The organism is Amycolatopsis sp. WQ 127309 (assembly GCF_023023025.1).
Lineage (GTDB): Bacteria > Actinomycetota > Actinomycetes > Mycobacteriales > Pseudonocardiaceae > Amycolatopsis.
Genome location: NZ_CP095481.1, coordinates 9241016 through 9265545, shown reverse-complemented (window position 1 = coordinate 9265545; position 24530 = coordinate 9241016). Strand labels below are relative to the sequence as shown.

Sequence of the window (24530 nt, the reverse complement as noted above, 5' to 3'; positions counted from 1 at the left end):
CCATGGCGTCGCGCGTCCGACAACCGGTCTCCGAAGACCGGCGCGATCCGCGGCTCAGGCACATCACCGGCTGTCTCACCTGCACCCTCAAATGCGCGTACTGCGGCCTCCCGGTCCGGCTCGCCGGGCCGGGCGACCACCCCGGCTACGGCGTCGTCGAACAGATCGCCGGCGACGGGCCCACCCCGGACCTGGTGCTGCTGCACCGGTTCTGCCGCAGCGCACTCGGCCGCTGCCGGACGCGGGGGTGCGTGCTGCGGCGCGCCCACCTCGGCCGCGCGACGGAGCAGTACGAAACCGGCCGCCGCCGTCCCGGGCGCTACCAGCGCCTCGGCGTCCGCCGGTCGCCCGACCTCGATCTGTACCGGAAACACTGGCGGGTCGCGAAGATGCGGTACGCGTGCAAAGCGTGCCGCTACTACACCGGCTCGCACTGAGCCGGTTCCCCCAGCGCCTTCCCGCCACGCACGTCACGGAGGACTTGTGCTCGTTCGCCTCATCCTCGGTCTGCTCATGACCGTCGTCGGTCTCGCCGTCGCCGGCAAGCGGGTGGTCTTCCTGTACCACCTGATCAAGGCGGGCCAGCCCGACACCAAACGCTCCGACGACCTGGGGGCCCGCGTCTTCGCGCAGGTGCGCGAGGTGTTCGGCCAGCGCAAGCTCCTGAAGTGGTCCGTGCCCGGCCTGGCGCACCTGTTCACGTTCTGGGGCTTCGTGATCCTCGCTTCGGTGTACCTCGAGGCGTACGGCGCGCTGTTCGACGAGCGGTTCGCCATCCCGTGGATCGGCCACTGGGCGGTGCTCGGCTTCCTGCAGGACTTCATCGCCGTGATGGTGGCCGTCTCGCTGGGCGCGTTCACGGTGATCCGGATCCGGAACGCCCCCGCGCGCAAGGACCGGGCGTCGCGCTTCTACGGCTCGCACACCGGCGGTGCCTGGCTGATCCTCTTCATGATCTTCAACGTCGTCTGGACGATGTTCTTCTTCCGCGGCGCGTCTTCGGCGTCCGGCAACTTCCCGTACGACAACGGCGCGTACGTCTCGCTCGGCGTCGGGAACCTCCTCGAGCCGCTCGGGCACGCGACGACCGAGGTGCTCGAGACGGTCGGGCTGATGCTGCACATCGGCGTCATGCTGGTGTTCCTGTCGATCGTGCTCTACTCCAAGCACCTGCACATCTTCGTGGCGCCGATCAACGTCTCGGCCAAGCGGCTCCCGGACGCGCTCGGCCCGCTGCTGCCGATGGAGTCCGCCGGCAAGCCGATCGACTTCGAGGACCCGGGCGAGGACGACACGTTCGGCCGCGGCAAGATCGGCGACTTCACGTGGAAGGGCCTGCTGGACTTCTCGACGTGCACCGAGTGCGGCCGCTGCCAGTCGCAGTGCCCGGCGTGGAACACCGGGAAGCCGTTGTCCCCCAAGCTGCTCATCATGGGCCTGCGCGACAACATGTTCGAGGAGGCGCCCTACATCCTCAGCGGCGAGGAGCACGCGGACGCGCGCCCGCTCGTCGGGACCGAAGCCGACAACGGCGTCATCGACCCGGACGTCCTCTGGTCCTGCACCACCTGCGGCGCGTGCGTCGAGCAGTGCCCGGTGGACATCGAGCACGTCGACCACATCGTCGACATGCGCCGCTACCAGGTGATGATCGAGTCGGCGTTCCCGACCGAGCTCGGCGGCCTCTTCAAGAACCTGGAGACCAAGGGCAACCCCTGGGGCCAGAACAACTCCGAGCGGCTGGCCTGGACGAAGGACCTCCCGTTCGACGTCCCGGTGTTCGACGGCGAGCTGGCCGACGACGTCGAGTACGTCTACTGGGTCGGCTGCGCGGGCGCGTTCGACGACAACGCCCGCAAGACCGTCCGCGCCACGGCGGAGCTGCTGCACATCGCCGGCGTGAAGTACACCGTGCTGGGCAAGGAGGAGTCCTGCACCGGCGACCCGGCGCGGCGCGCGGGCAACGAGTTCCTGTTCCAGATGATGGCCCAGCAGACGGCGGAGACGCTCAACGCCGTGTTCGAGGGCCGGGAGCCGCGGCTGCGCAAGATCGTCACGACGTGCCCGCACTGCCTCAACACGCTCAGCCGCGAGTACCCGGACCTGGACGGGCACTACGAGGTCGTCCACCACACGCAGCTGCTCAACCGCCTGGTGCGCGGCGGCCAGCTGACGCCGGTCAAGGCCGCTGAGGACGGCCCCAAGGTGACCTACCACGACCCGTGTTACCTCGGGCGGCACAACAAGGTCTACACACCGCCGCGCGAGCTGGTCGGCGCGACGGGGGCCAAGCTCGAGGAGATGCCCCGCCACGCCGACCGTGCCCTCTGCTGCGGCGCGGGCGGCGCGCGGATGTGGATGGAAGAGCAGATCGGCAAGCGCATCAACCTGGAGCGCGTCGACGAGGCCATCGCCACGGACGCCGAGACGATCGTGACCGGCTGCCCCTTCTGCCGCTCCATGCTCACCGACGGGCTGGTCCAGCGCCAGAGCGAGCAGAAAGCGGAGAACGTCGACGTCCGCGACGTCGCCCAGCTGCTGCTGGAACGGGTCAAGGCCCCGGAGGCCGCGCCGAAACCCTGACCTTCGCGTATCTTCCGCCCGTTTCCCGGCTCTGTCCGGAGTCGGGAAACGGTGGGAGGGGCGATGGGACAACGGGAAGCGGCGACGGTCGAGACGGTCGGCGGCGCCGTGGCGAGACTGGCGGTGCGCCGCGGCTCGTGGCTGGTCGGGCGCGGGCCGGACGCGCACCTGAGGCTGTATTCGGACCGGGTGAGCCCGCGGCACGCCTGGCTCCGCCGCGACGCGCGCGGCACGTGGGTGGCCGACGCGGGATCGCGGGCCGGGACCCGGGTCAACGGGGACGCGCTCGCCCCGGGCCGGGCCCGGCTGCTGCGCGACGGCGACCGGCTGGAGTTCGGGCCGATCACCGCCGTCTACCGCGACACCGCGCCGGCGGACGAGGCCGCGCCGCCGGTGTTCTCGAAGGTGGCCCGGACCAGGGGGACCGGCCGGGTGGCGCTGGTGCTCGGGCCGGTCCTCGTGGTGACCGGGTTCGGGCTGGGTGCTTCCAGGCTGCTCCGGTACTTCGCTGCCGGACCGGAGGTGGGCCTGGGCGGCACCCTGCTGACCGTGGGCGTCGTGGTGACGGTGCTGGGGCTGGTGCTGGCTAACCGTCCACAGTGGAAGTGACCACGGCGGGCTTCGTGGTGTCCGCCGGGGTCTTGCTCCCGAGTTCCGCGGTCGGCACCCGGTAGGTCTCGCGGGCCGTCGCGGCGGCTGTCGCGGCCACCACGCAGACCGCCGCCGTGAAGATGGAGACGCCCAGCCAGTCCGACTTCCCGGAGCCGATCGCCGCGACCACGCTCGGGGCGAAACCCGCGACCGCGAAGCCGATCTGCGTGCCGATCGCCATGCCCGAGAGGCGGACGCGGGCGCTGAACATCTCGCCGTACAGCGACGGCCAGACGCCGTTGACGCCCGAGTAGGCGACGCCGAATAGGACGATGCCGAGCACGAACAGCAGCGCGTACGAGCCGATCGAGATCGACCACAGGTAGGGGAAGATCAGCACGCCGCAGGCGAGGCAGCCGGTGATGAACACCGGCTTGCGCCCGACCCGGTCGGCGAGCCGCGCCAGCAGCGGGATCGCCGCCAAGGCCACGATGTTGGCCAGCACGCCCACCCAGAGCATGGGGGTGCGCGCCAGGCCGATCGTGTTGACCGCGTAGCTCAGCGCGAAGACGGTGAAGATCGTGCTGACCGAGGCGATCGTCGCCGCGACGATCACGCGCAGGACGTCGGCCCAGTGCGTGCGGAAGAGGACCGCCACCGGCAGCTTCGCGACGTCGGTGCGGGCGAACACCGGGGTCTCGTCGAGCTTGCGGCGGATGACGAACCCGACGACCACGACGGCCGCGCTGCACCAGAACGGGATCCGCCAGCCCCACGTCAGCAGGTCGGCCTGGGGGAGCGCCGCGACCGGCAGGAAGATCGCGGTGGCCAGGATCTGCCCGGCCTGCGTGCCGCTCAGGGTGAAGCTGGTGAAGTACGCGCGCTGTCGCTCCGGGGCGTGCTCGAGCGACATCGAGTTCGCGCCGGCCTGCTCGCCGGCCGCGGAAAGTCCCTGCATCAGCCGGAGAACGACCAGCAGGATCGGCGCGAGCACGCCGACGGTGGCGTAGGTGGGCAGGCAGCCGACGGCGAACGTCGAGAAGCCCATCAGGAGCAGGGTGAACACCAGGACGCGCTTGCGGCCGAAGCGGTCGCCGACGTGCCCGAGGATGAACGCGCCGACCGGGCGGGCGGCGTAGCCGACGCCGAACGTGGCCAGCGCGAGCAGGGTGCCGGTGGCGGGGGAGGAGGCGGGGAAGAAGACCTTGTTGAACACCAGTGCGGCGGCGGTGCCGTAGATGAAGAAGTCGTAGTACTCGAGCGCACTGCCGATCCAGGCGGCCAGCGCCGCCTTGCGGGGCATCGATGCGGTCACGGGGTGCTCCTGACGTCCGTGCTTCATTGCTCAGAGTCGGCGGGGAAGCGGTGCCAATGTACGATCTGGTTAGTTAACACAGAGTGCGAGAAGGTGCCCTGAGTGTCAAGAGATCCTTTTCGGGCGGCTCGTCGCCCGGGAGGCTTGCCGGTGCGCGGGGTGGGCCCGGGAGTGTCGGCGAGCGGTCGAGTAGTCGATCGCCGGGTCGCTCGGCATCGAGGCGCGCGAGCCGACCCTGCGCTGCCAGTGAACTCACTGGTTCGTACTCTCATCCGAAGGGGTGCACTGCCCACCGCCCGGAATGCCGCGTTGCGCGCGAACTCGGTGCCGCACGCCCGTGACGAACACGGCCAGTTCCCGCATTTCTTCCACGCTCGCGGGCGCGCACGTGTTCTGTGACGTGGTCCGGCGACTCGGCGGCCGGCGCGGTTTCGGCGTCGTCGACGTGCCGGTGCGGGCGGCCGCGCACCGCGCCCGCCGGCACCCGGTCCCACCAGTCGAAACGCTCGCCGAACCGCCGCCCGGGGACGCTCCCGGGGCGGCTTTCTTTCGCTCGTGCCGCGGTATTCCGGCGTGTCGGAATACCCGTTCGGGCCGGTGAAAAACGTCCGGGACGCCATCCTATTCGGACGACTTCCGCCACCTTTCTCCCCGGCACGGGTAACGGTGCGACTACTCCCCGTCAGAGTGCCTGGAGCGATTACAACGTCTTGGCAACCGCCTTGACAGGGCCTGTGGTACGTACCACTCTAACCCCAACATTGGTCTACACCATTTGGGGCGCCTGGCCACCGTGGCCGGGCATCGAAAGGACGGCAACGAGTGAAACGCTGGCTCAAGCTGGCGGCGGGCGCCGCCGCACTGACCCTCGTGACCGCGGGCTGCGCGGGTTCCAGCGGCACCGACACCGCCGCTTCGTCGAGCGGTGCTCCCGCGCAGATCACCGGGGACGTCACGGTCTGGCTGATGACGGGTTCCGCGCCGACCACGCTGACCGACGCGCTCAACAAGGAGTTCGAGGCCGCCCACCCGGGCGCCAAGGTCAAGTACGAAATCCAGCAGTGGGACGGCATCCAGCAGAAGCTGACCACCGCGCTGGCCAGCGGTGCGCCGCCGGACGTGATCGAGATCGGCAACACCCAGACGGCGGCGTTCGCCTCGCAGGACGGCGTGCTGACCGACCTGACCGCCGACAAGGACAGCTTCAACGGTGCGCAGTGGCTGAAGGGCCTCGCGGACTCGGGTGCCTACGACGGCAAGACCTACGGCGTGCCGTTCTACGCGGCCAACCGTGAGGTCATCTACCGCAAGGACATGTTCGAGCAGGCCGGCATCACCAAGACGCCGACGTCGAACGACGAGTGGATCGACGCGATCACCAAGCTGAAGACGAAGTTCGGGTCCGACCCCGACTTCCAGCCCTTGTACATGCCGGGCCAGAACTGGTACGCGCTGCTCTCGTTCATCTGGGACAACGGTGGCGACATCGCCCAGGCCGACGGCAAGAACTTCAAGGCGACGCTGGACAGCGCCGGCGCGAAGGCGGGCCTGGACTTCTACAAGAAGCTCGTCGACACCTCCGGCACCAAGGCACCGAAGGACGCCGACGAGGCCAAGCCGCAGCAGGCGACCGTCTACGGTGCCGGCAAGGTGGCCATGATGATCGGTCTTCCGTGGGAGCTGCCGACCGCGGCCAAGACGGACCCGAGCCTGACCGCCAAGACCGGCGCGTTCGCGATCCCGAGCAAGACCGCCGGCCAGAGCGCCCCGGTCTTCCTGGGCGGCTCCAACCTGGCGATCCCGGCCAACAGCAAGAACGTGGCCGCCGCCAAGGAGTACATCAAGCTGCTCTCCAGCCCGAAGTACCAGAGCCAGCTGGCCGCCGCGGGCGTCGTGCCCGGTACGTCGACCGACCTGACCGGCCTGGACAAGGACCCGCTGGGCACCGTGATGGCGAAGGCCTCCACCAACGGCAAGGCCGTGCCGGCCAGCCCGAAGTGGGGTGACGTGGAGTCCGGCCAGAACCCGGTCAAGGACATGCTGACCGCGTACCTGACCGGCAAGAAGACGCTCGACCAGGCGACCGCCGACGCCAACGCAGCGCTGAACAAGCTCATCGGCGGATGACAGCGACCGCCAATGTGACGATGCCGGCGGGGGCGACCCCGCCGGCATCGCCGCGCGCCACGCGGGCCAAGAAGCGCAGGAAGGGCCGGTTCGGCGACCGGATCCTCCCGTACCTGCTGCTCCTGCCCGCGCTCGCCGCGATCCTCGTGCTGCTCGCCTGGCCGCTGGTCCAGGTGCTCGCGATCAGTTTCCGCAAGCTCGACATCGGCCAGCTGATCTCCGGCAAGACCGTGTGGATCGGCTTCGACAACTACACCAACACGCTGTCGGACCCGGAGTTCTGGACCATCACGGTCCGGACGCTGGTGTTCACCGCGTCCATCGTGGCCGCCACCATCGTCGGTGGCCTGCTGCTGGCCGTGCTGATGCGCCACCTCGACCCGGTCGTGCGGATCATCGTGCAGGTGACGCTCGTGCTGGCCTGGGCGACCCCGGTGATCGCGACGACCACGGTGTTCCAGTGGATCTTCGACGAGCAGTACGGCATCCTCAACAAGACCCTCGACCGGCTCGGGTTCCACAGCTTCATCGGGTTCTCCTGGTTCTCCAGCGGCCCGAGCACGCTGTCGGTGATCGGGCTGCTCATCGTCTGGCAGGCCGTGCCGTTCGTGACGTTCTCGCTCTACGCGGGGCTCATCGGCGTCCCGCGCGAGCAGTACGAGGCCGCCGGCATCGACGGCGCCGGGCCGTGGCAGACGTTCCGCGCGGTCACCTGGCCCGCCATCCGGCCGATCACCACCATGGTGACCTTCCTGTCGGTGTTGTGGGACTTCAACGCCTTCGCCCAGATCTGGGCGATCCGCGAGGGCGGCCCGGACGGCGGGAGCACCACGCTGGCCGTCGTGCTGTACCTCAAGGGCATCGCGGGCAACCACTTCGGCGCGGCGGGCGCGATCGCGACCCTGATGCTGATCGTGCTGGCCCTCATCACCGGCCGGTACATCCAGCTGCTCACCCGGACCAAGGAAGGTGATCTGGCGTGAAGAAGTCGCTGTCACAGCGAATCGTGCTCTCGGTCGTCGGCCTCCTCGTGGCGCTGGCGGTCGTCTTCCCGACGTACTGGATGTTCGTCACGTCGCTGCGCACGCCCGGTGAGATCCTCTCGCCGAAGTACGACCTGATCCCGACGTCGTTCTCCTTCGGCAACTTCGCCACCGCGCTGACCAAGGACAACTTCCCGACCTACCTGCTCAACAGCCTGATCGTCACGGTCGGGTCGGTGCTGTGCGCGCTGGTCGCGGGGACGCTGGCGGCCATCCCGCTCTCGCGGCTGCGGTTCACCGGCCGCAAGGGCTTCCTGGTCCTGGTCATGGTGGCGCAGCTGGCGCCGGTGTCGGCGCTGTTCATCCCGCTGTTCCTGCTGATGCGGGACGCCGGGCTGCTCAACACGCTGCCGTCGCTGCTGCTGATCTACTTCGCCACCACGCTGCCGTTCACGGTCTGGATGCTCTACGGCTTCGTCAACGGGATCCCGTACGAGCTGGAAGAGGCCGCGATGATCGACGGCTGCAGCCAGACCGGCGCGTTCCGCCGGGTGACGCTGCCGCTGCTCGGGCCGGGGCTGGTCACGACGTCGGTGTTCAGCTTCATCACGGCGTGGAACGAGTACCTGTTCGCCCTGGTGTTCATCAGGGACAAGCAGAAGGAGACGCTGCCGGTGTGGCTGGCGTCGTTCCGCACGGCGTTCGCCACCGACTGGGGCGGCGTGATGGCCGCGTCGGTGATCTACGCGATCCCGGCGCTGGTGTTCTTCCTGATCGTGCAGCGCAAGCTCGTGTCCGGCGTGACCGCCGGCGCCGTGAAGGGGTAGCTGTTGTCTTCACCCGAGAAACTCGCCGAGGCCGTCCTCCTGCCCGGGTTCGCCGGGACCACCGCACCCGCCTGGCTGCGCGGCCGCGTCGCCGACGGGCTCGGCGGGGTGATCCTGTTCGGCCGCAACGTCGTCGACGACGAGCAGGTCGCCGCGCTCACCGCCCAGCTGCGGGGTGAGCGTGACGGCGTCGTCGTCGGCATCGACGAGGAGGGTGGCGACGTCACCCGCCTCGACGTGAACACCGGGTCGTTCGTGCCGGGGCCGCTGGCCCTCGGCGCGGCCGACGACCCGGAGCTGACCACGGCGGTCGCCGCCGCGCTGGGCGAACGGCTCGCGGCCTGCGGCGTCACGATCAACCTGGCGCCGTGCGCGGACCTGACCCTGGCGGCCGAGGACCCGATCATCGGCGTCCGGGCGTTCGGGTCCGACCCGGTGAAGGCGTCGCCGCACGTCGCGGCGTACGTCACCGGCCTGCAGAAGTACGGCGTCGCGGCGTGCGCCAAGCACTTCCCGGGCCACGGCGCGGCGACGGAGGACTCGCACGTCGCGCTGCCGGTGCTGCCGCGGACGCCGGAAGAGCTGCGTGAGATCGAGCTGGTCCCGTTCGCCGCGGCGATCCGGGCCGGCGTGCGCGCGGTGATGACCGGTCACCTGGTCGTGCGGGCCTGGGGCGACGAACCGGCCACGCTCAACCGGGTGGCGCTCACCGACGTCCTGCGCGGCGAGCTGGGCTTCACCGGCGCGATCATCACCGACGCGCTGGAGATGGGCGCGGTGTCCGGCGCGTACGGCCGCCACGACGGTCTCGGCCACTCGGCGGTCCGGGCGCTGATCGCCGGCGCGGACGCGCTCTGCATCGGCGGTGCGGCCTTCGAGGCCGACGCCCTGGACGCCATCAACGCGGCGATCGTGGCCGCGGTGGCGTCGGGGGAGCTGCCCCTCGAACGGCTGGCGGACGCGGCCGAGCGGACGGCGTCGCTGGGCACCGACCCGGCCCCGGCGACGGTCGGCCCGGTCGACCGCCGGCTCGGGCTGGAAGCGGCCCGCAAGGCCCTGCGCGTCACCGGCGAGCCGCGGCTGGACGGCCCGCCCCTGGTGGTGGACGTCCAGACCGAGCCGACCATCGCGGCCGGCCCGATGCCGTGGGGCCTCGGCGCGCACCTGGCCGAGCTGGTGCCGGGGACGCGGGCGATCACCGCCGGCCCGGCCGACCTCGACGTGATCCTCGAAGCGGCGCAAGGGTTCTCGAGCGTCGTCGTCGTGACGCGCGAGGCGCACCGGCACCCGGGGGTGCGTGACCTGCTGGCGGCGCTGTCCACTGTGGACTTCATCCGCGTCGAGACGGGCGCGCCGGGACCGGTCACCGGGGACGGCCCGCGGCTGGACACGTTCAGCGGCTCGTACGTCAGCCTGCGCGCGGCGGCCGAGTACCTGGCCTGAGTTCGCTTCACCGGACAGGCCCCGCCTTCCCCGGCGGGGCCTGTCCTTTTTGCCGTATCTCCACGAGCCGCCCGGGCGTTTGTACGGGGCTTGTACCGGCGCTCGTCACTCTGTCGGCACCACGCAAACGACGGAGGACGGACTCATGAGGATTCGCATCGGCAAGCGGGCGGCCGGGGTGGTCGGCATCGCCGCGGCGATCGTGCTGGCCGGCGCCACCCCGGCGCTCGCGGCCACCGGCACGGTGCACACCGACTCGGGCGCGCCGCTGACCGTGCGCTCGGCGCCGAGCACGGGCGCGAGCTCGACCGGCACGGTCGCCGACGGCACCGCCGTCGACATCGACTGCCAGACCACCGGCGAGTCGGTCACCGGCAAGTACGGCACCAGCACCGTCTGGGACCACGTCCCGGGCGGCTACATCACCGACACCTACGTCTACACCGGCTCCGACGGCCGCATCGCGCCGGACTGCACCGGCGTCCCGACGCCGCCGGCGGCGACCTGCTCGACGTCCGGGCTGGGCGACGCGAACACGTGCGCCCAGGCCGTGGCCAAGGCGAAGTCGCGCGTGCACACGAACAACGACCCGGCCTACGACGGCTGGTGCGACCGCATCAACGCGCAGAACTACGGCTTCTCCGCGAGCGGCTCGACCACGGCGTACGTGCACTGGACGCAGATCCCGGCCCAGTACAAGCACGCGGGCAGCACCGACGTCCCGGCCGGCGGCCTCGCGTTCTTCTCCAACGGCGGCGCGGGCCACACGATGATCTCCATCGGCGGCGGCAAGTTCCTGTCGAACGACATCAACGGCGCGGGCACCTACACCGAGACCACGATCGCGCAGATCAAGAGCAAGTGGGGCCAGACCTACCTCGGCTGGTCGCAGCCGTGGTTCAAGGTGAACCACTGACCTCCTGACGCACACCGCGGCAAAGCCGTGAATGCCACATTGAGGGACACTAGGTCCCTCAATGTGGCATTCACGGCTTTCGGGGGGAAGCGGGTCAGCTGCCGGGGTTCATGTGGTGCAGCACGAAGATCCCGCCCAGGGCCGGGCGGTCCAGGCGTTCGTGGTCGGTGGCCACGTACTCGTCCAGGACCGCCAGGATGCGCCGGTCCAGCTCCTTGACCTCGTCGGGGGACAGGTGCAGCAGGAACTTCTCGTGCACCGCCACCGACTCCGGGCCCGAGGCCCGCAGCTCCTCCTGGAAGATCTCGATCGGCGCGAACCGCGTCTCGGGGTCGGCGCCGGCCAGCGGGCCGTCGAGCCACCACGTCTCGTTGTTCGACCGGTACGGCTTCTCCAGCGCGCCGCTGGTCCCCGTGCGGACCGGGGCCGGCTCCAGCAGCCCGGCGGCGACCAGCTGGCGCACGTGGTGCAGGACCGTGCCGGGATCGCGGTCGAGGCGGTCGGCGAGCTGCTTGTTCGTCAGCTCCTCGACCAGGCACATCCGCATGATCCGCAGGCGCAGCGGGTGGCCGAGGGCCTTCGCCTCCCGCGGGGTCGCCGGCCGCCGCCGGCGGGGTTCGGTCATGAACGCAGCGTAGTCCATCGATCGAGTTCCGACACATCGATGGAGAATTCCCCATCGATGTGTCATCCTCCATCACATGGAGACGAAGGGCCTGGGCAGCACCTATTGGCGGCTGTGGACGGCGGCGGGGCTGTCGAGCCTCGCCGACGGCGTCCTGAAGGTCGCGTTGCCGCTGGTGGCCGTCGGCTACACGCGGTCGCCGGCCCTGATCGCCGGGCTGGCCTTCGCCTTCACCCTGCCGTGGCTGCTCTTCGCGCTGCCCGCCGGCGCGCTGGTCGACCGGCTCGACCGCCGGCGGGCGATGCTCGGCGCGAACCTGGTCCGCGGCGGGCTGCTCGCCGTCGTCACGCTCATGACCGTCTTCGGCGGCGGTTCGATCTGGGCCCTGTACGTCGTCGCCGCGGGGGTCGGGTTCGCCGAGACCGTCTACGACACCGCCGCGCAGTCGATCGTCCCGCAGGTCGTCGGGCGGGAGCGGCTCTCGGCCGCCAACGGCCGGATGTACGCCGCCGAGCAGACGGCCAACGAGTTCGCCGGCCCGCCGCTGGCCGGGCTCCTCGTCGCGGCCGGGGTGCTCGCCGCGTTCGTGACGCCGATGGCGTTGTGGGCGGTGGCCGTGGCCGCGCTGCTGCTGGTGCGCGGGACCCACCGGATCGAGCGGACCGGCCACACCACCCTGCGCGCGGACATCGCCGAAGGTCTCCGGTTCCTGGTGCGGCACAAGGTGTTGCGGACGTTCTCGGTCATGGTCGGCACGTTCAACTTCGCCACCGGCGCGACCTTCGCGGTGTTCGTGCTCTACGCGGTCGGCCCGGGCTCGGCGATGGGCCTGTCCGAGCCGGCCTTCGGCCTGGTGATGGCCACCAACGCGGCGGGCGGCCTCGCCGGGTCGTTCCTCGCCGAACCGGTGGAGCGCCGGCTCGGCCGGATCGGCACGCTCTGGGTGTCCTGGCTCGCCGGCGGCCTCACGATCGGCGTGCTCGCGGTGACGACGAACGCCGTCGCCGTCGCCGCCGGGTTCTTCCTCGGCGGCCTGGGGATCGTGATGTCGAACGTCGTCATGGTGTCGCTGCGCCAGCGCCTCACGCCCGACCGCCTGCTCGGCCGGCTCAACAGCAGCTACCGCCTGGTGGCGTGGGGCACCAAGTCCCTCGGCGCCCTCGCGGCCGGTGTGCTTTCCCAGACCCTCGGCCTGCACGTGGTGTTCGCCGTGATGGCCGTGCTGGCTTTCGCCGTCGTGGCCGGGCTCTTCGTGGTGACGGAGAACGCGCTCACGGCCGCGGAACGCGAAGCCGTGCGCGCGTGAGTCGTCACGCGTGCGGGAACGGGAAGACGTTCAGCCGCTCCTCGGGCAGCGGTGCCGGCCGCCAGCCGAGGTCGACGGCGGCGCGCCGGATCCGCCCGTCGCCCCAGAACGGCGCGCCGGCCGGGAAGCGGGGCACCAGTCCCGGCACGATCGTGTGCGCGGCGTGGAACCCGGCGCTCGCGACGTCCCGCGTGGTCAGGTCGACGCTGATCACCTCGAAACCCCGCTCCTCGACGCGTTCCCGGTAGGCCTTGAGCCCCCGTTCGCTCACCGACGGAAGCCCTTCCCACGGACGCACCGGCAGGTCGAGCACCCACGGCGCCACCCGGGTCACGGCCCGCGGGTCGAGGGCCGCGTCGGCGTGCTGCCGCGCGAACCCGTCGGCGAGCGCCTGCTTGGCCGCCTCGAACGCGCCGGGCCGCGTGGCGGTGCCGATGGACAGCCGGCGCCGGGCCCGGTCGAGCACGGCCGCCGCGACGACCGGGACGCCGAACTCGTTGTCCAGCGGGATCAGCGTGACGTCGTGGGTATCGGCGGTGTCGGCGATCAGCGCGCGGAGCTCGGCCGGGACCGGCAGCCGGCGCAACCGCGGCGTGTTGGCCCACCAGAGCATCGTCGTGTCCTGCTCGAGCACGGCTTCCAGGCCCGCGGTCACGGCGTGTTCTCCGCTCGTCCCACCGGCGAGGCCGGCGAGCAGGGGATCGGTGAACCGGGCGCCGTCGGGCTCGGGCCGGTCGGAGACGAGGCACGCGGGGACCCACAGCGCTTCCCGCGTCGTGTGGGAGAAGGCTTCGATCCACGCGCATTCCGTGTCGGGCGTCAGCGGCGCGAAGGGGAACCCGGGGATGGCGTACTGCCGCGGCGAGTAGAGGTTCAGGCGACGCGGGTCGAGCGCGGGCACGCCCTGGCGGCACAGCCGCAGGTAGCTGGCGTGCCGGAGCTCGCGGTCCGCGGGCAGCCAGCTGCCGCAGTAGCGTTCGACGGCCTTGCCGATCGCGGCGTCGCGGGCGACGTCGAAGTCGTGCCACGACGTGCCGACCGCCCGGCGGTCGTTGGCCCAGTCGGCGACCCGGTGCATGTCGGCGACGTCCACGGCGCACACCTTCAGGCGTGCGGGCAGGCCGGGAGCGGGCGGGATCTCGTGGACGGCGGTCACGATGCCGGTCCGGTCGTCGACGAGCAGGTCCGGGCGCGGGCCGCGCGCCTCGATCGCGCGGGTGCGATCCGGGAACGGCAGGACGGGCCGGGGGAGCACGCTCAGCCGGACGGGGTCGAGCTCGAGCTCGCCGGTGGTCGTCTCGGCGGGTTCGCCGGCGAGCCAGCGCTCCAGCTGGACGGCGAGCACGGTCAGCATCCAGCGGGCGTCGATCGGGCGGAACCGCCGGCCGGGCGGCGGGTCGGCGGTGGCGAAGGCGTCGATCACGCGCGGGTCGGGGGCCGCGGACCGCCGCCGGTCGAGCACGTCGGCGAAGTCGGGGCCGGGGCCGCCGGGGGTGATCGCGGGCCCGGCGATGCCCTGGCCGCGTTCGCAGCGGAAGGGCAGCAGCCGTACCCCGCGGTCGGCGCAGAACGCGTCGAGGGCGGTGAGCTCGGAGTACGCCGGGTGGGTGAACGCGGCGACGACGACGGCGTCGGCCGGGTTGACCGGGAAGGGACCGTCGACGTCGGAGAGCGTCTGGACCCGCGCGTACCCCGCCGGGGCGAGGATCTGCGCGAGCGGCGCGGTCAGCTCGGGCGTCCCGGCGATGAGGACGGTGGTCGCGGCGACGCGGCTCGCGCCGTCCGTCGCGGGACGGAGGCCGCCTTCGCCGGTGAGGACGTCGAGCAGTTCCGCGTAACCGGGGTTCACCCCGGCGAGCAGCTCGGCCCGGGTGCGGGTGCCGTCGCAGCGCGCGATCCACGCGCGGACCTCCGCGGCCGGCACCGGGATCGGGTACTGGCCGCCGTTCGGTGTGATGAGCAGGCACAGGGCCGGCTCGAGGTCGTGGACCTCGACCCCGGTCAGTTCCGGGCGGACGTCGTCGGAAGGCATGGCGGATCCCTTGTCGGAACGGAGCGTGCCGCGGCCCCGGGGGCGGGGGCCGCGGCACCGGGGGAGCTGGGGCTGCGACTGCGTTCCCTTCTGTGCGGTTGTGCTGTTGGTGCCAGTTTCGGCCGCGGGCGTGCGCGGTGACGTCTCCTGGAGTGCGATCCGCACGGCCCGGCCCGTGCGGAATCCACGGCCGCCGCATGCGGGGCGCACGCGAAAGCGCCCCGCCGCCCGGAGTGGACGGCGGGGCGCTGCGGACTGCCCGCGGTGGTCAGGCCCGGCAGGTCCGGCCGCGGTTGACGCAGTTGACCAGGCCGCTCATGATCCGCTGCGACATCACGTTCGCGAAGTCGTCGTGGTCGGAGAGCGGGTTGTGGTGCTCCTGCGGGAAGGAGTCCACTTTGTACTGCTTCTTGACCTGGATGTCGTGCGGGATGTCGTAGGTCAGCGTGATCTGCAGCTGCGGCACGGCCTTGAAGCCCTTCGGGCACCAGCCGGCCTGGTCCGGGAACACGATGTGCGTGCGGTGGTTGGCACTGTCGATGTTCTGCCCGTCCCAGCAGCTCGGGAACGTGTGGATGCGCTTGACCTTGCTGTTCTGCGGGCAGATCGGGTACTTGTCGGTGACGCGGTTCTCGAAGCCGCTGCACGTCCAGCTCGCGCGGGCGTTGGCCGGCCCGTTGGTCGACACCTTCGCGTCGCCGTAGAGCACGCGCAGGAACTTCGGCATGGCCACGACCTTGCCCGTCGGGCTGCCCCGGAACGTGAGCTGGACCTTCTGCGGCCGCTGGATGACGCCGTCGTTCTCGGGCAGCTCGTTGTTCTCGTCCTGGCCCGGCAGCGCGCCACCCGCGGTGGTGCTCGGCGGGGGAGTCGCGCCGGTGCCCGGGTCCTTGCCCGGCTTCGGCGCGCAGGGCGCGAGCCCGCCCAGGTCGCGCGGCTTCTGCGTGAAGCGGCCGATCGCGATGGCGATGCGCTCCAGGATCGCGGCGCGCCGGTCCTTGAGCGGCGTCAGGATCGCGTTGCGCACGAAGTCCGCGCCACCCTGGCCCTGCGTCGAGGCGACGCGCTGGTTGGCCTCGTCGGTCTGGCCGTCGAGCTGGTCCAGGTTGCTCTCGACCTCGGCCATCGCCTGGTCGGGCACGTCCGGCAGCTTGCTGGCGACGTCGGGGCAGGCGACCTGGACGGTCTTCGCCTCCTGGTCGGCCTGGGCCCGGTCGCCGTCCGGCGCCTTCGCGGGCTCGTTCTTCGCCTCTTCCTCGCCGGTGTCGATGCGCACGACCGGCCAGTAGTAGGCGGACTTGTCGCCGTTGCGGCAGGTGGTGCCGGCCTTGACGAGGCTCTTGTTGTTCGAGTCGGCGTTCGTCGAGAGGTTGCCGACGTAGTCGTGCAGGTGCTGCGCGCCGTTGCGGACGCCGGGCTGGGCGATGAAGTTGTCGGGGTTGAAGTGGCCGTTCTCGTTGCGGCCGCAGTCGACGGTGAACGTGCCCGTCGCTGCGCCGCTGACCGGCCGCGGGTCGAACTGGTTCGGCGCCACCTTCAGGATGTCGACGAAGAGCGCGGGATCGACCTCGTCGGCGCTGGCCTGTCCGGTGTTGCCGGTCGTGGTGGCGACGACGATGCCGCCGACGGCGATCGCGAGGGCGAGACCGCCGGTGGCGATCTTCGTTCTGCGCGAAAGACGATGCCGTCCTTGGGTGCGGGACATGGATCCTCCGGGTGTCGGGCTGGCGGGAAACGCGACACTGACCGGTACGAGCCCAGGGGCGTACCGATCAGGAAAGGCGTCTGCAGGGGAGGAACGACGCCCGGCCGCCCACTGACCCGACATCAGTGGGACGTGTGGTCACCTGCCCGTGACCACGCCGTCGACCGGGTGGTTATCGTTCCGTTATGGACGCTACACCGGGGTTTGACACCGGGCAAGAAGGTGTTTCCGACCATCACGAACCGTCAGGTCCGGTTTCCGTTTCCGTAGTCGGACGTGGTCGTGAATGGTCCCCGGAAATGCGCGAAGAATGGCGTGCGCGAATAGCGCCGTGCGCGGGACGCGCTCGCGGCGGCCCGCGGGTGCGTCACGCTGGGTAGCCGTTCGTGTACGCTGGTTGCGCTCTCAAGTAGTTGGTGACGGCGGTCATCCTGGGGCCTGGACCGGGTGGTTGTCCAGCTTCCGGGGGTGTGGCGAAACCCGCGGAAATTCTTTGAACCGATCCGAACCGGCAGCCGTATCCCTCAGTGAAGCACCTCGAATGCCCACCGGCGGTATCGCCCGGCGACCCGGGAGAACTGTGTCCGCGGCACGGCCGTCGTATTCTTCGGCGCCCGATCGGTGCGATTCAGCCCCTGTCACATCTGTCAGGCGAAATCTTCCCGGCGACGCCGCTCGACGACGTCAAGGCCGTGCGGCCGCTTCGATGAGCGCGGCCGCCTCGGCGGCCGACCGCTCGGCGGTGTCGACGACGAGGCGGTCACGCGTCCACGGCTCGTACTCGCGGGCCACGATCTGCGGCCACGTCGGCGGCACGTGGCCGGGGATGCCGGTGTCGCGGGTTTCCGCGCGGCGCCGGTGTTCCACCGGGTCCGAGCAGACGATCTCGGTCTCCAGCACCCGCGCCCCGTGCGCCGTTCCGGTGTCGCGCCAGGCGTTCCGGGTGATCTCGACGGAGTTCACGCACTCGGCGATCACGCTGACGCCGGTCCGCAGCAGGTCCGCGGCGACGTCGTAGGCGACGACGTACCCGACCGGCCCGAGCGGGTTGCCCAGCGGCGTGCTGCGGACGATCGCCTGCTCGATCGTGTCGATGCGCAGGTAGGAGAACCCGGTGCGGCGGGCCAGTTCGGTCGCCACGGTGGTCTTCCCGGACGCCGGCAGCCCGCCGACGACGATCAGCACTGGAGGCACCCGGGCATGATCGCACGGGGCGGCCGGTCAGTCCGGGTACCGCCCGCCGAGCCGTCGCCAGTGCTCGGCCAGCGCCGGCCGCACGGGGGCGGCCAGCACCTCGGCGAGCTGCGCTTCGGCTTCCCGGGCGGTGTTTTCGGCCGCCTTCCGCAGTTTCTCGTCGAGCTGGGCGGCCAGCTCGCCCGATCCCGGGTAGGCCTGCTCGATCAGCCGCATCGCGACGCTCTCCCGCAGGCCCGCCTGGGCGTCGTCGATGGCGAGCTGGTCGCTGCGCAGGCCGTCGGCCCGGCCCAGGTCGACGGTGTGCCGGGCGTCGAGGACCAGCCCGGCGGGCGACGCCACCCCGTGGCGGACGGCGATCCGCAGCAGGTCGGCCCCGAAGGCCCGTTCCGCCGGAGCCCAGGGCAACGCGTCCAGCTCGGCCGGGGCGCGCGAGACCGCGTCGCCGGGCGCGGCGCACCAGGACACGGTGCCCGGCGGGCTCAAGCGGTAGAGCATCCGGGGTCCCGTCACGAGGTGGATTCGGCGCTCTTCTTCGCCTGCAGGTTCCGCCGCAGGGTCGTGAGCGCCCGGTGCTGGGCCACGCGGACCGCGCCCGCGCTGCTCAGCCCCACCGCCACCGCCGTCTCCTCCGCGGTCATGCCCAGGATGATGCGCAGCACCAGGATCTCGCGCTGGCGCGGCGGGAGCGTGTCGAGCAGGCCGGACGACCAGTCGAGCGCGGCCGAGCGCTGGACCTCCTCGCCCGTCGGGTCGGTGCCTTCCGCGCCCTCCGAGCGGCCGGTGGGCGGTTCCGCGACCGGGCTGGTGCGGTCGCGGGAGCGGCGGCGGTGGAAGTCGGCGATCTTGTGCGCGGCGATGCCGAAGACGAACGGCAGGAACCCGTCGAGCTCGTACCGGTAGCCGGGCAGCGCGCGCACCACCGCGAGCAGCACGTCCTGGGCGCAGTCCTCGGCGTCGGACGAGCCGTCCTGCCACGACCCGAGCCGGCCGAGGCAGTAGCGGAACACGATCGGCCGCAGCTCGCGCAGCAGCCCCGCCACCGCGGCCCGGTTGCCGGCGACGGCCTGCCGGACGAGCGCGGTGTCGAGCGAGAACGTCGCCGCGGGTGGGGAGTCACCCCCGGCGGAATGCGGCGGCATCGGCCTCACCTCTTCCTTCGGACGCACGCCGGCAACGGACGGTCACGACGGTAGGTCGCGCCGCGTGTCCGCCACACCGGCCGGGCGCCCGTGCGGACCCGGGTCTTTCGGCACTGGCGGACGGCGCCGCCGTGTGGGTTCCGTAGCCGGGCCGGGCCTGGCCGGGTCGAACGGCCCTACCGGCGACCCTCGGCCACGGATCACGCTGGTGGCCGGGAATATTTCACAGGAGAAGCACAGGGACGAGATGGCTGACGATGTGGGCTTCGGGCTCTTGCTCGACCGGGCGCAGTGCCTCGCGCTGCTCCGGACGGCGAGCCTCGGCCGGGTGATCTTCACCCACCGGGCGATGCCGGCCGTCCGCCCGGTGCGGTTCACCGTCGTCGGGGAGAGCGTCGTGTTCGCCGTGCCCGAAGGCAGCTCTCTCTACGCCGGCGCGCGCGACGCCGTCGTCGCCTTCGAGGCCGACGACTTCGCCGCCGACCTCGGCGCGGGCTGGTTCGTCAGCCTGCTCGGCCGGGCCGGCGAGTTCCGGGACTCCTCGGCGGCCGAGATCGCCTGCCTGTGCCCGTGTCCGTCCCAGGCCGGGCGGCGGTTCCTGCAGATCCCGGTCGAGGCGATAACCGGTCACCGAATGGCCTGCCCGGCCGAGTAACAACGCCGTGGCACCGAACGACCCACCGGATGGACGAACCGGCTCGGGCCGACACGGGCAGTGACCTGTGGCACCCTTGACGGCCCGGGGAGACCCCCGGGAGTGGGCGACGCCAGCGGAGTCGACAGGAAAGTGGCGGACGAAATCGGCATGCCGGCGATCCTCGCCGCGGTGGCCGGGATCGCGCGGGAGCTGGAGATGCCGGCGTTGCTCGAACGCGCGGTGACGACGGTGTGCGAGCTGGTCGGGGCGCGCCACGGCCGCGTCGAGGTGACCGGACCCGAGGGCGGTGTGGCCGAGTACGGCCGGCCCGGCACGAGCGACGGCGCGGTCGAGATCCCCGTGCGCGCCGGGCCCAAGACCTTCGGCACGTTCCGGATCGAGCCCGGCGAAGGCGGCTTCGCCGGCCGTCGGCGCGAAGTGCTGGGCGCGCTCACCGCGGCGACCGGGATGGCCGTCGACAAAGCGCTGCTCGTCGACGGGATGCGCCGCCGCGAACGCTGGCTCGAAGCCTCCTACGACGTCACCAAGGCCCTGCTCAGCGCGCAGAGCCTGCGCGCCACCCTGCGGCTGATCGCCGAACGCGCCCGCGTCGTGGCCGGCGGCACCGGCGGCGCGATCGCGCTGCCCGCGGGGCCGGGGTTGCTGGTGTTCGACGTCGTCGAGCCGCCGGGGGAGGACTCCGACCGCCTCACCGGGCTGACCATCCCGACCGAGGGCACCGCGACCGGGATCGCGTTCACCACGCGCCGGCCGATCGTCGTGCGGGACTACGGCGAGCACGTCCAGAACGAGCAGCGCGACCGCGCCGGGCCGATGCCCGCCATGATCAAGGGCCTGGACTCGGCGATCTCGGTGCCGCTGATCGTCGGCGAGGAGACCCTCGGGGTGCTGCTCGTGGCGAAGTTCCGCGACCGCTCGCCCTTCACCGACTCCGACGTCCAGCTGGCCGAGACGTTCGCCGGGCACGCCGCGCTCGCCGTCGAGTTCTCCCGGGCGCAGGAGGCCCGCCAGCAGCTCGCCGTCTTCGAGGACCGCGACCGGATCGCGCGCGACCTGCACGACCTGGTGATCCAGCGGCTGTTCGCGACCGGGCTCGGGCTCGAAGGCGTCAGCAGGCTGATCTCGGACCCGGGGGTCGGCGCGCGCGTCGCCGGGTTCGCCCACGACCTCGACGGCACGATCCGCGAGATCCGCAACAGCATCTTCTCCTTGCAGGCGCCCGCGCAGGCGCAGGGCAGCCTCCGGGCCGAGCTGCTGCGGGTGGCGGTCGACGCCCGGGACACGCTGGGCTTCGAGCCGCGCGTCGGCTTCGACGGGCCGCTCGACGCCGCCGTGCCGGACGCGGTCCGCTCCGACCTGATCGCGTCGCTGCGGGAAGCCCTGACGAACGTCGCCCGCCACGCCGGCGCGACGTCGTGCTCGGTCGAGGTCACCGTGGACGGGCTCGGCACCCGGCTGAGCCTGGTGGTGCGCGACGACGGGACCGGGCCGCCCCAGGGCCCCGGGCGGGCCAGCGGGCTCGCCAACCTGGCGGCCCGGGCCGCGCGGTGGGGCGGGACGTGTGCGCTGGTGGCCGCCGCCGACGGCGGCTCCCGGCTGGAGTGGACGGCCGGGCTGCCGGCCCGGACGGCCGGCGAACAAGGGACTGCGCGATGACGATTTCGGTGTTCCTGCTCGACGACCACGAGCTGGTCCGCACCGGGCTGAAGACCGTCTTCGAGTCCGAGCCGGACATCGAAGTGGTCGGCGAGGCCGGCACGGCCGCCGAGGCCCTGGTCCGGATCCCGCAGGTCCGGCCGGACGTGGCCATCCTGGACGTCCGGCTGCCCGACGGCCAGGGCGTCGAGGTCTGCCGCGAGATCCGCTCGACGCTCGAGCCGCCGCCCGCCTGCCTGATGCTCACGTCCTATTCGGACGACGACGCCCTGTTCGGCGCCATCATGGCCGGTGCGGCCGGGTACATGCTCAAGCAGGTCTCCGGCCGGTCCCTGATCGACGCCGTCCGCACGGTGGCCGTCGGCGGCTCGCTGCTGGACGCCACGCTCACCGCGTCCGTCATGAACAGGTTGCGGGGGGAGACGGCCTCGGCCCCGGATCCGCGGTACGAGCAGCTCAGCCCGCAGGAGCGGCGGGTGCTCGACCTGGTCGCCGAAGGCCTGACCAACCGGCAGATCGCGGAACGGCTTTTCCTGGCGGAAAAGACCGTCAAGAACTACGTTTCTTCCGTGCTGCACAAACTCGGCGTCGAGCGGCGGACGTCGGCCGCGGTCTACGTGTCCCAACGGCGCAACGAACCGGGACGATCGGGCTGATCTCACGACCGATCGGACGAAACCGGTGGGGCGTCCGACGTATCTGGGCGCGAATGGAGTACACCTGTCGGGGTGACCGCACGGGCCGCACGGGACTCGTCGCGGGGTGGAGGGGACGGCATGTCGGGGTTTTCGAGCGGGGACTACGTCACACAGCAGATCCACGCGCTCGCGAAAGCGGTGCGCGAGGAAGGGGCCGGCGGCGTCGGCACCCACAGCTTCCAGCTGGCCGAGCACCTGGCCGCGGAGGGCGGCGTCCACCGCGGCGACATCCTGACCGCGACGGCGACGCTGCTGGCCATGACGGCGTGGTGCGACGGCGCGGCCGACGCGGCGCTGCGGTTCGCGGAACTGGCGGGCGAGTGCGACGACGACTCCCGCGAGCTGGTGACGCACCTGCTGACGCTGGAGATCGGCGCCGACCAGGGCTGGCTGCCGGAGGCCCAGGTGGAGGCGCTGCTGGAGTACGCCCGCCGCAACCGGCGGCGCGACCTCGTGACGCGGGTGCAGGCGCTGGCCACGGGCCCGGGAGGCCGGCACCGCCGGGACTAGGCGATCCGAAGAGCCGCCGGTCGCCGTCGAGCGTGAGGGAGTCCAGCGGAGAAGGTGGACAGGAACTCCTCGGCCCCGTCGAGGAAGCCGGCACCCGCCGCTAGGCGACGACGCCGGTCAGCGCGAAGAACTCCTGCCGCGTCTTGGGTTCTTCGCGCACCAAGCCGTGCAGCGACGAGGTGACGGTGAGCGCGCCGCTCGCCCGGACCCCGCGCAGGGACATGCAGAGGTGCTCGGCCTCGATCACCACGCCGACGCCCTTCGGCGCGAGGTGCTCCTGGAGCCAGTCGGCGACCTGCTTGGTCAGCCGCTCCTGCACCTGCAGGTCGCGGGCGAACAGCTCGACGACCCGGGCGAGCTTCGAGAGGCCGAGGATGCGCTCGCCCGGCAGGTAGCCCACGTGCGCGACGCCGCGGAAGGGCAGCATGTGGTGCTCGCACAGGGACTGCACCGGGATGCTCTTGGCGAGCACGAGCTCGTCGTAGCCCTCGTCGTTGGGGAACGTCGTCAGCTTGAAGTCGCGGGGCCGCAGCATCTCCGCGTAGGCGTTCGCCACCCGCCGCGGGGTGTCGCCGAGGTGCTCCGAGGTCGGGTCCTTGCCCAGCGCCCGCAGCAGGTCGGCCACCGCGCGTTCGGCCGCGTGGAGGTCGAAGGCGTCGCGGTCGGGGACGACACCGAGGTGCCGGAGGGGAACCGGTTCGCTCATGGGTTCGGCTGTCACGGGGAGCCCCTTCGTTCTAAAACCAAGTCGTGCCGACGTTAGAAGGCCGGCCGGGTTTTCGTCAACGGTTATTTGTTTTAGAATGCGGTGATGCACGAACCCCAGGCCGGTGCGCTGGCCGCGGTCGCCGCGCTCGACGAGCCCACCCGGCGCCGGCTGTACGACTACGTCGTCCGCCAGCCCGGGCCGGTGAGCCGCGACGACGTCGCCGCCGCCCTGAGTGTGCCCCGGCCGACCGTCGCGTTCCACCTCGACCGCCTGGTGGACGCCCAGCTCCTCGCCGTCGGGCACGAACGCCGCACCGGCCGCACCGGGCCGGGGGCCGGGCGCCCGGCGAAGCTGTACCGCCGCTCGGACCGGCAGGTGACGGTCTCGCTGCCGGAACGCGACTACGAGCTGGCCGGGCACCTCCTGGCGACGGCGGTCGAGGAGGCCGGCGAGACCGGTGGCTCGGCCCGGGAGATCCTGGCGTTGCGGGCCCGGGAGCTGGGGGAGCAGCGGGGGGCCGCCGCAGCCGATCTCACAGCGGCACTCGAGGCGCACGGGTTCGAGCCCCGGGCCGAGGAGGGTGAGGTGGCGCTGGGGAACTGCCCGTTCCACCGGCTGGCCCGGGCGCACCCGGAACTGGTCTGCGAGATGAACCTCGCGCTGGTGGCGGGCCTGCTGACCGGCGTGGGGGCGCCGGAGCTGACCGCGCGCCCCGACCCGCGGCCGGGCCGGTGCTGCGTGCGGCTGACGGCGTCCTGGGCGCCGTCCTAGCTGCGTGCGGCCAGGACGAACAGGAACGCGCCGAAGACGACCAGTGCCGCCGACACGACGCGGTGGAGGTGCTGCTGCCGCAGCCGCTTCGCCAGCCGCGTGCCGACGAGCGCGCCGGCTCCGGCGATGCCGCCGAGCAGCGTGCCGAGTCCGAAGTGGACGGAGCCGTGTGCGGCGTAGCCGAGCGTCGCGAAGCCGACGAGCGGCAGCTGGATCAGCTGCCCGGCCGCGACGGTCGTCAACGCCGGGACGCCCAGCGCCAGTAGCGCCGGCACGAGCAGCACTGGCCCGCCGGTCCCGGTCAGCGCCGAGCCGAACCCGACGACCACGCCGATCGCGACGGTCGCGGCGACGGGCAGGTCGTCGCGCACCCGGGACGTCTTCGCGCGGAACCACAGGTTGTACGCGCCGGACCCGGCCGTCACGACGGCGAGCACCAGCCACAGCACGGCGGCCGGGAGCAGCCCGTTCACCAGCGCGCCGGCGGCCGCGGCGGGCGCGGCGCCGAGGGTGAGCAGGCCGCCGAACCGCCACGGCATGGCCTGCTGGCGGGCGTACCCGAGGGTGCCGACGAGCCCGGTGAACAGGAAGGCCCAGCTGCTGGTCCCGGCCGCGGCGTGGACGTCGAGCCCGCCGAGCCAGGTGAGCGCGGGCGGCAGCAGCACCCCGCCGACGCCGACGGTCCCGATCAGCACCCCGACGGGCACCGCGACCAGCAGGACGACCCACACACCCCCGA

At 71.9% G+C, this 24530-nt stretch carries 22 protein-coding genes and 1 pseudogene; 14 read left to right on the top strand and 9 right to left on the bottom strand.

What is annotated here, in order from left to right:
* The first annotated feature begins 2 nt into the window (after positions 1–2).
* From MUY22_RS40815 to MUY22_RS40805, 3 genes are all read left to right on the top strand, one after another.
* The gene (locus MUY22_RS40815) at positions 3–437 is read left to right on the top strand and encodes a hypothetical protein (protein WP_247052531.1); all 435 of its coding nucleotides are present in this window, start codon (positions 3–5) and stop codon (positions 435–437) included.
* Positions 438–483: 46 nt separating this feature from the next.
* Entirely contained in the window at positions 484–2583 is a 2100-nt protein-coding gene (locus MUY22_RS40810) for a (Fe-S)-binding protein (protein WP_247052530.1), read from the top strand.
* 63 nt (positions 2584–2646) lie between these two features.
* A complete protein-coding gene (locus MUY22_RS40805) occupies positions 2647–3192 on the top strand; it encodes an FHA domain-containing protein (RefSeq protein WP_247052529.1) in 546 nt (181 codons plus the stop codon).
* Here MUY22_RS40805 and MUY22_RS40800 read toward each other — a convergent pair.
* Complete coding sequence (locus tag MUY22_RS40800) at positions 3170–4489, bottom strand: MFS transporter (RefSeq protein ID WP_247052528.1); 1320 nt, start codon at positions 4487–4489, stop codon at positions 3170–3172. The two genes, MUY22_RS40805 and MUY22_RS40800, sit on opposite strands and share 23 nt — an antisense overlap.
* 822 nt (positions 4490–5311) lie before the next feature.
* Here MUY22_RS40800 and MUY22_RS40795 point away from each other — a divergent pair.
* The 5 genes from MUY22_RS40795 (at position 5312) to MUY22_RS40775 (ending at position 10785) form a co-directional block, all read left to right on the top strand.
* Positions 5312–6616, top strand: coding sequence for a sugar ABC transporter substrate-binding protein (locus MUY22_RS40795; RefSeq protein ID WP_247052527.1), 1305 nt, complete (start codon positions 5312–5314; stop codon positions 6614–6616).
* Positions 6613–7599, top strand: a complete 987-nt coding sequence (locus tag MUY22_RS40790; RefSeq protein ID WP_247052526.1) for a carbohydrate ABC transporter permease — start codon at positions 6613–6615, stop codon at positions 7597–7599. The genes MUY22_RS40795 and MUY22_RS40790 overlap by 4 nt, the downstream gene beginning before the upstream one ends.
* A complete protein-coding gene (locus MUY22_RS40785) occupies positions 7596–8426 on the top strand; it encodes a carbohydrate ABC transporter permease (RefSeq protein WP_247052525.1) in 831 nt (276 codons plus the stop codon). Before MUY22_RS40790 ends, MUY22_RS40785 begins: the two co-directional genes overlap by 4 nt.
* A 3-nt stretch (positions 8427–8429) precedes the next feature.
* Complete coding sequence (locus MUY22_RS40780; protein WP_247052524.1) at positions 8430–9869, top strand: glycoside hydrolase family 3 protein; 1440 nt, start codon at positions 8430–8432, stop codon at positions 9867–9869.
* Between the two features lie 145 nt (positions 9870–10014).
* Complete coding sequence (locus tag MUY22_RS40775; RefSeq protein ID WP_247052523.1) at positions 10015–10785, top strand: hypothetical protein; 771 nt, start codon at positions 10015–10017, stop codon at positions 10783–10785.
* 94 nt (positions 10786–10879) lie between these two features.
* Here MUY22_RS40775 and MUY22_RS40770 read toward each other — a convergent pair whose 3' ends face one another.
* Entirely contained in the window at positions 10880–11410 is a 531-nt protein-coding gene (locus MUY22_RS40770) for a transcriptional regulator (RefSeq protein WP_247052522.1), read from the bottom strand.
* Between the two features lie 76 nt (positions 11411–11486).
* Here MUY22_RS40770 and MUY22_RS40765 point away from each other — a divergent pair, with 76 nt between their 5' ends.
* Positions 11487–12716 carry an MFS transporter gene (locus tag MUY22_RS40765; RefSeq protein WP_247052521.1) on the top strand — a complete coding sequence of 410 codons (1230 nt, stop codon included), beginning with the start codon at positions 11487–11489 and terminating at the stop codon, positions 12714–12716.
* Positions 12717–12720: 4 nt separating this feature from the next.
* Here the strand turns inward: MUY22_RS40765 and MUY22_RS40760 are convergent, their stop codons facing one another.
* From MUY22_RS40760 to MUY22_RS40740, 5 genes are all read right to left on the bottom strand, one after another.
* The gene (locus tag MUY22_RS40760) at positions 12721–14748 is read right to left on the bottom strand and encodes a YcaO-like family protein (RefSeq protein WP_247052520.1); all 2028 of its coding nucleotides are present in this window, start codon (positions 14746–14748) and stop codon (positions 12721–12723) included.
* Positions 14749–15016: 268 nt separating this feature from the next.
* Positions 15017–16453 (bottom strand): DUF1996 domain-containing protein, encoded by a 1437-nt coding sequence (locus tag MUY22_RS40755; RefSeq protein WP_247052519.1) that lies wholly within the window; start codon positions 16451–16453, stop codon positions 15017–15019.
* A 684-nt stretch (positions 16454–17137) separates the two neighbouring features.
* Positions 17138–17647 (bottom strand): AAA family ATPase, encoded by a 510-nt coding sequence (locus tag MUY22_RS40750; protein ID WP_247052518.1) that lies wholly within the window; start codon positions 17645–17647, stop codon positions 17138–17140.
* A 27-nt stretch (positions 17648–17674) separates the two neighbouring features.
* A complete protein-coding gene (locus tag MUY22_RS40745; RefSeq protein ID WP_247052517.1) occupies positions 17675–18160 on the bottom strand; it encodes a hypothetical protein in 486 nt (161 codons plus the stop codon).
* Positions 18157–18789, bottom strand: a complete 633-nt coding sequence (locus MUY22_RS40740) for a sigma-70 family RNA polymerase sigma factor (protein ID WP_247052516.1) — start codon at positions 18787–18789, stop codon at positions 18157–18159. Before MUY22_RS40740 ends, MUY22_RS40745 begins: the two co-directional genes overlap by 4 nt.
* Before the next feature lie 247 nt (positions 18790–19036).
* Between MUY22_RS40740 and MUY22_RS40735 the strand changes: the two genes are divergently transcribed.
* From MUY22_RS40735 to MUY22_RS40720, 4 genes are all read left to right on the top strand, one after another.
* Positions 19037–19444, top strand: a complete 408-nt coding sequence (locus MUY22_RS40735) for a pyridoxamine 5'-phosphate oxidase family protein (RefSeq protein ID WP_247052515.1) — start codon at positions 19037–19039, stop codon at positions 19442–19444.
* A 150-nt stretch (positions 19445–19594) separates the two neighbouring features.
* Positions 19595–21103, top strand: coding sequence for a GAF domain-containing sensor histidine kinase (locus MUY22_RS40730; RefSeq protein ID WP_247064367.1), 1509 nt, complete (start codon positions 19595–19597; stop codon positions 21101–21103).
* Positions 21100–21759, top strand: a complete 660-nt coding sequence (locus tag MUY22_RS40725; protein ID WP_247052514.1) for a response regulator transcription factor — start codon at positions 21100–21102, stop codon at positions 21757–21759. Before MUY22_RS40730 ends, MUY22_RS40725 begins: the two co-directional genes overlap by 4 nt.
* Positions 21760–21879: 120 nt before the next feature.
* A complete protein-coding gene (locus MUY22_RS40720; protein WP_247052513.1) occupies positions 21880–22311 on the top strand; it encodes a hypothetical protein in 432 nt (143 codons plus the stop codon).
* Positions 22312–22411: 100 nt separating this feature from the next.
* Here MUY22_RS40720 and folE read toward each other — a convergent pair whose 3' ends face one another.
* Positions 22412–23017: a GTP cyclohydrolase I FolE gene (gene folE / locus MUY22_RS40715; RefSeq protein WP_247064365.1), complete on the bottom strand. Its 606-nt coding sequence runs from the start codon at positions 23015–23017 to the stop codon at positions 22412–22414.
* 105 nt (positions 23018–23122) lie between these two features.
* On the opposite strand from folE, the gene MUY22_RS40710 reads away from it, so the two are divergent.
* Positions 23123–23791, top strand: coding sequence for a metalloregulator ArsR/SmtB family transcription factor (locus tag MUY22_RS40710; protein WP_247052512.1), 669 nt, complete (start codon positions 23123–23125; stop codon positions 23789–23791).
* Here MUY22_RS40710 and MUY22_RS40705 read toward each other — a convergent pair.
* Positions 23788–24528, bottom strand: a pseudogene (locus MUY22_RS40705) (sulfite exporter TauE/SafE family protein); the annotation flags it as partial. The gene MUY22_RS40710 and the pseudogene MUY22_RS40705 overlap by 4 nt on opposite strands.
* Positions 24529–24530: the final 2 nt, after the last annotated feature.

Coding starts and splice junctions, on each gene's coding strand:
- MUY22_RS40815 (WP_247052531.1), top strand. CDS start 3: ATGGCGTCGCGCGTCCGACAACCGGTCTCCGAAGACCGGCGCGATCCG.
- MUY22_RS40805 (WP_247052529.1), top strand. CDS start 2,647: ATGGGACAACGGGAAGCGGCGACGGTCGAGACGGTCGGCGGCGCCGTG.
- MUY22_RS40790 (WP_247052526.1), top strand. CDS start 6,613: ATGACAGCGACCGCCAATGTGACGATGCCGGCGGGGGCGACCCCGCCG.
- MUY22_RS40775 (WP_247052523.1), top strand. CDS start 10,015: ATGAGGATTCGCATCGGCAAGCGGGCGGCCGGGGTGGTCGGCATCGCC.
- MUY22_RS40770 (WP_247052522.1), bottom strand. CDS start 11,410: ATGACCGAACCCCGCCGGCGGCGGCCGGCGACCCCGCGGGAGGCGAAG.
- MUY22_RS40765 (WP_247052521.1), top strand. CDS start 11,487: ATGGAGACGAAGGGCCTGGGCAGCACCTATTGGCGGCTGTGGACGGCG.
- MUY22_RS40760 (WP_247052520.1), bottom strand. CDS start 14,748: ATGCCTTCCGACGACGTCCGCCCGGAACTGACCGGGGTCGAGGTCCAC.
- MUY22_RS40755 (WP_247052519.1), bottom strand. CDS start 16,453: ATGTCCCGCACCCAAGGACGGCATCGTCTTTCGCGCAGAACGAAGATC.
- MUY22_RS40740 (WP_247052516.1), bottom strand. CDS start 18,789: ATGCCGCCGCATTCCGCCGGGGGTGACTCCCCACCCGCGGCGACGTTC.
- MUY22_RS40735 (WP_247052515.1), top strand. CDS start 19,037: ATGGCTGACGATGTGGGCTTCGGGCTCTTGCTCGACCGGGCGCAGTGC.
- MUY22_RS40730 (WP_247064367.1), top strand. CDS start 19,595: ATGCCGGCGATCCTCGCCGCGGTGGCCGGGATCGCGCGGGAGCTGGAG.
- MUY22_RS40725 (WP_247052514.1), top strand. CDS start 21,100: ATGACGATTTCGGTGTTCCTGCTCGACGACCACGAGCTGGTCCGCACC.
- MUY22_RS40720 (WP_247052513.1), top strand. CDS start 21,880: ATGTCGGGGTTTTCGAGCGGGGACTACGTCACACAGCAGATCCACGCG.
- folE (WP_247064365.1), bottom strand. CDS start 23,017: ATGAGCGAACCGGTTCCCCTCCGGCACCTCGGTGTCGTCCCCGACCGC.
- MUY22_RS40710 (WP_247052512.1), top strand. CDS start 23,123: ATGCACGAACCCCAGGCCGGTGCGCTGGCCGCGGTCGCCGCGCTCGAC.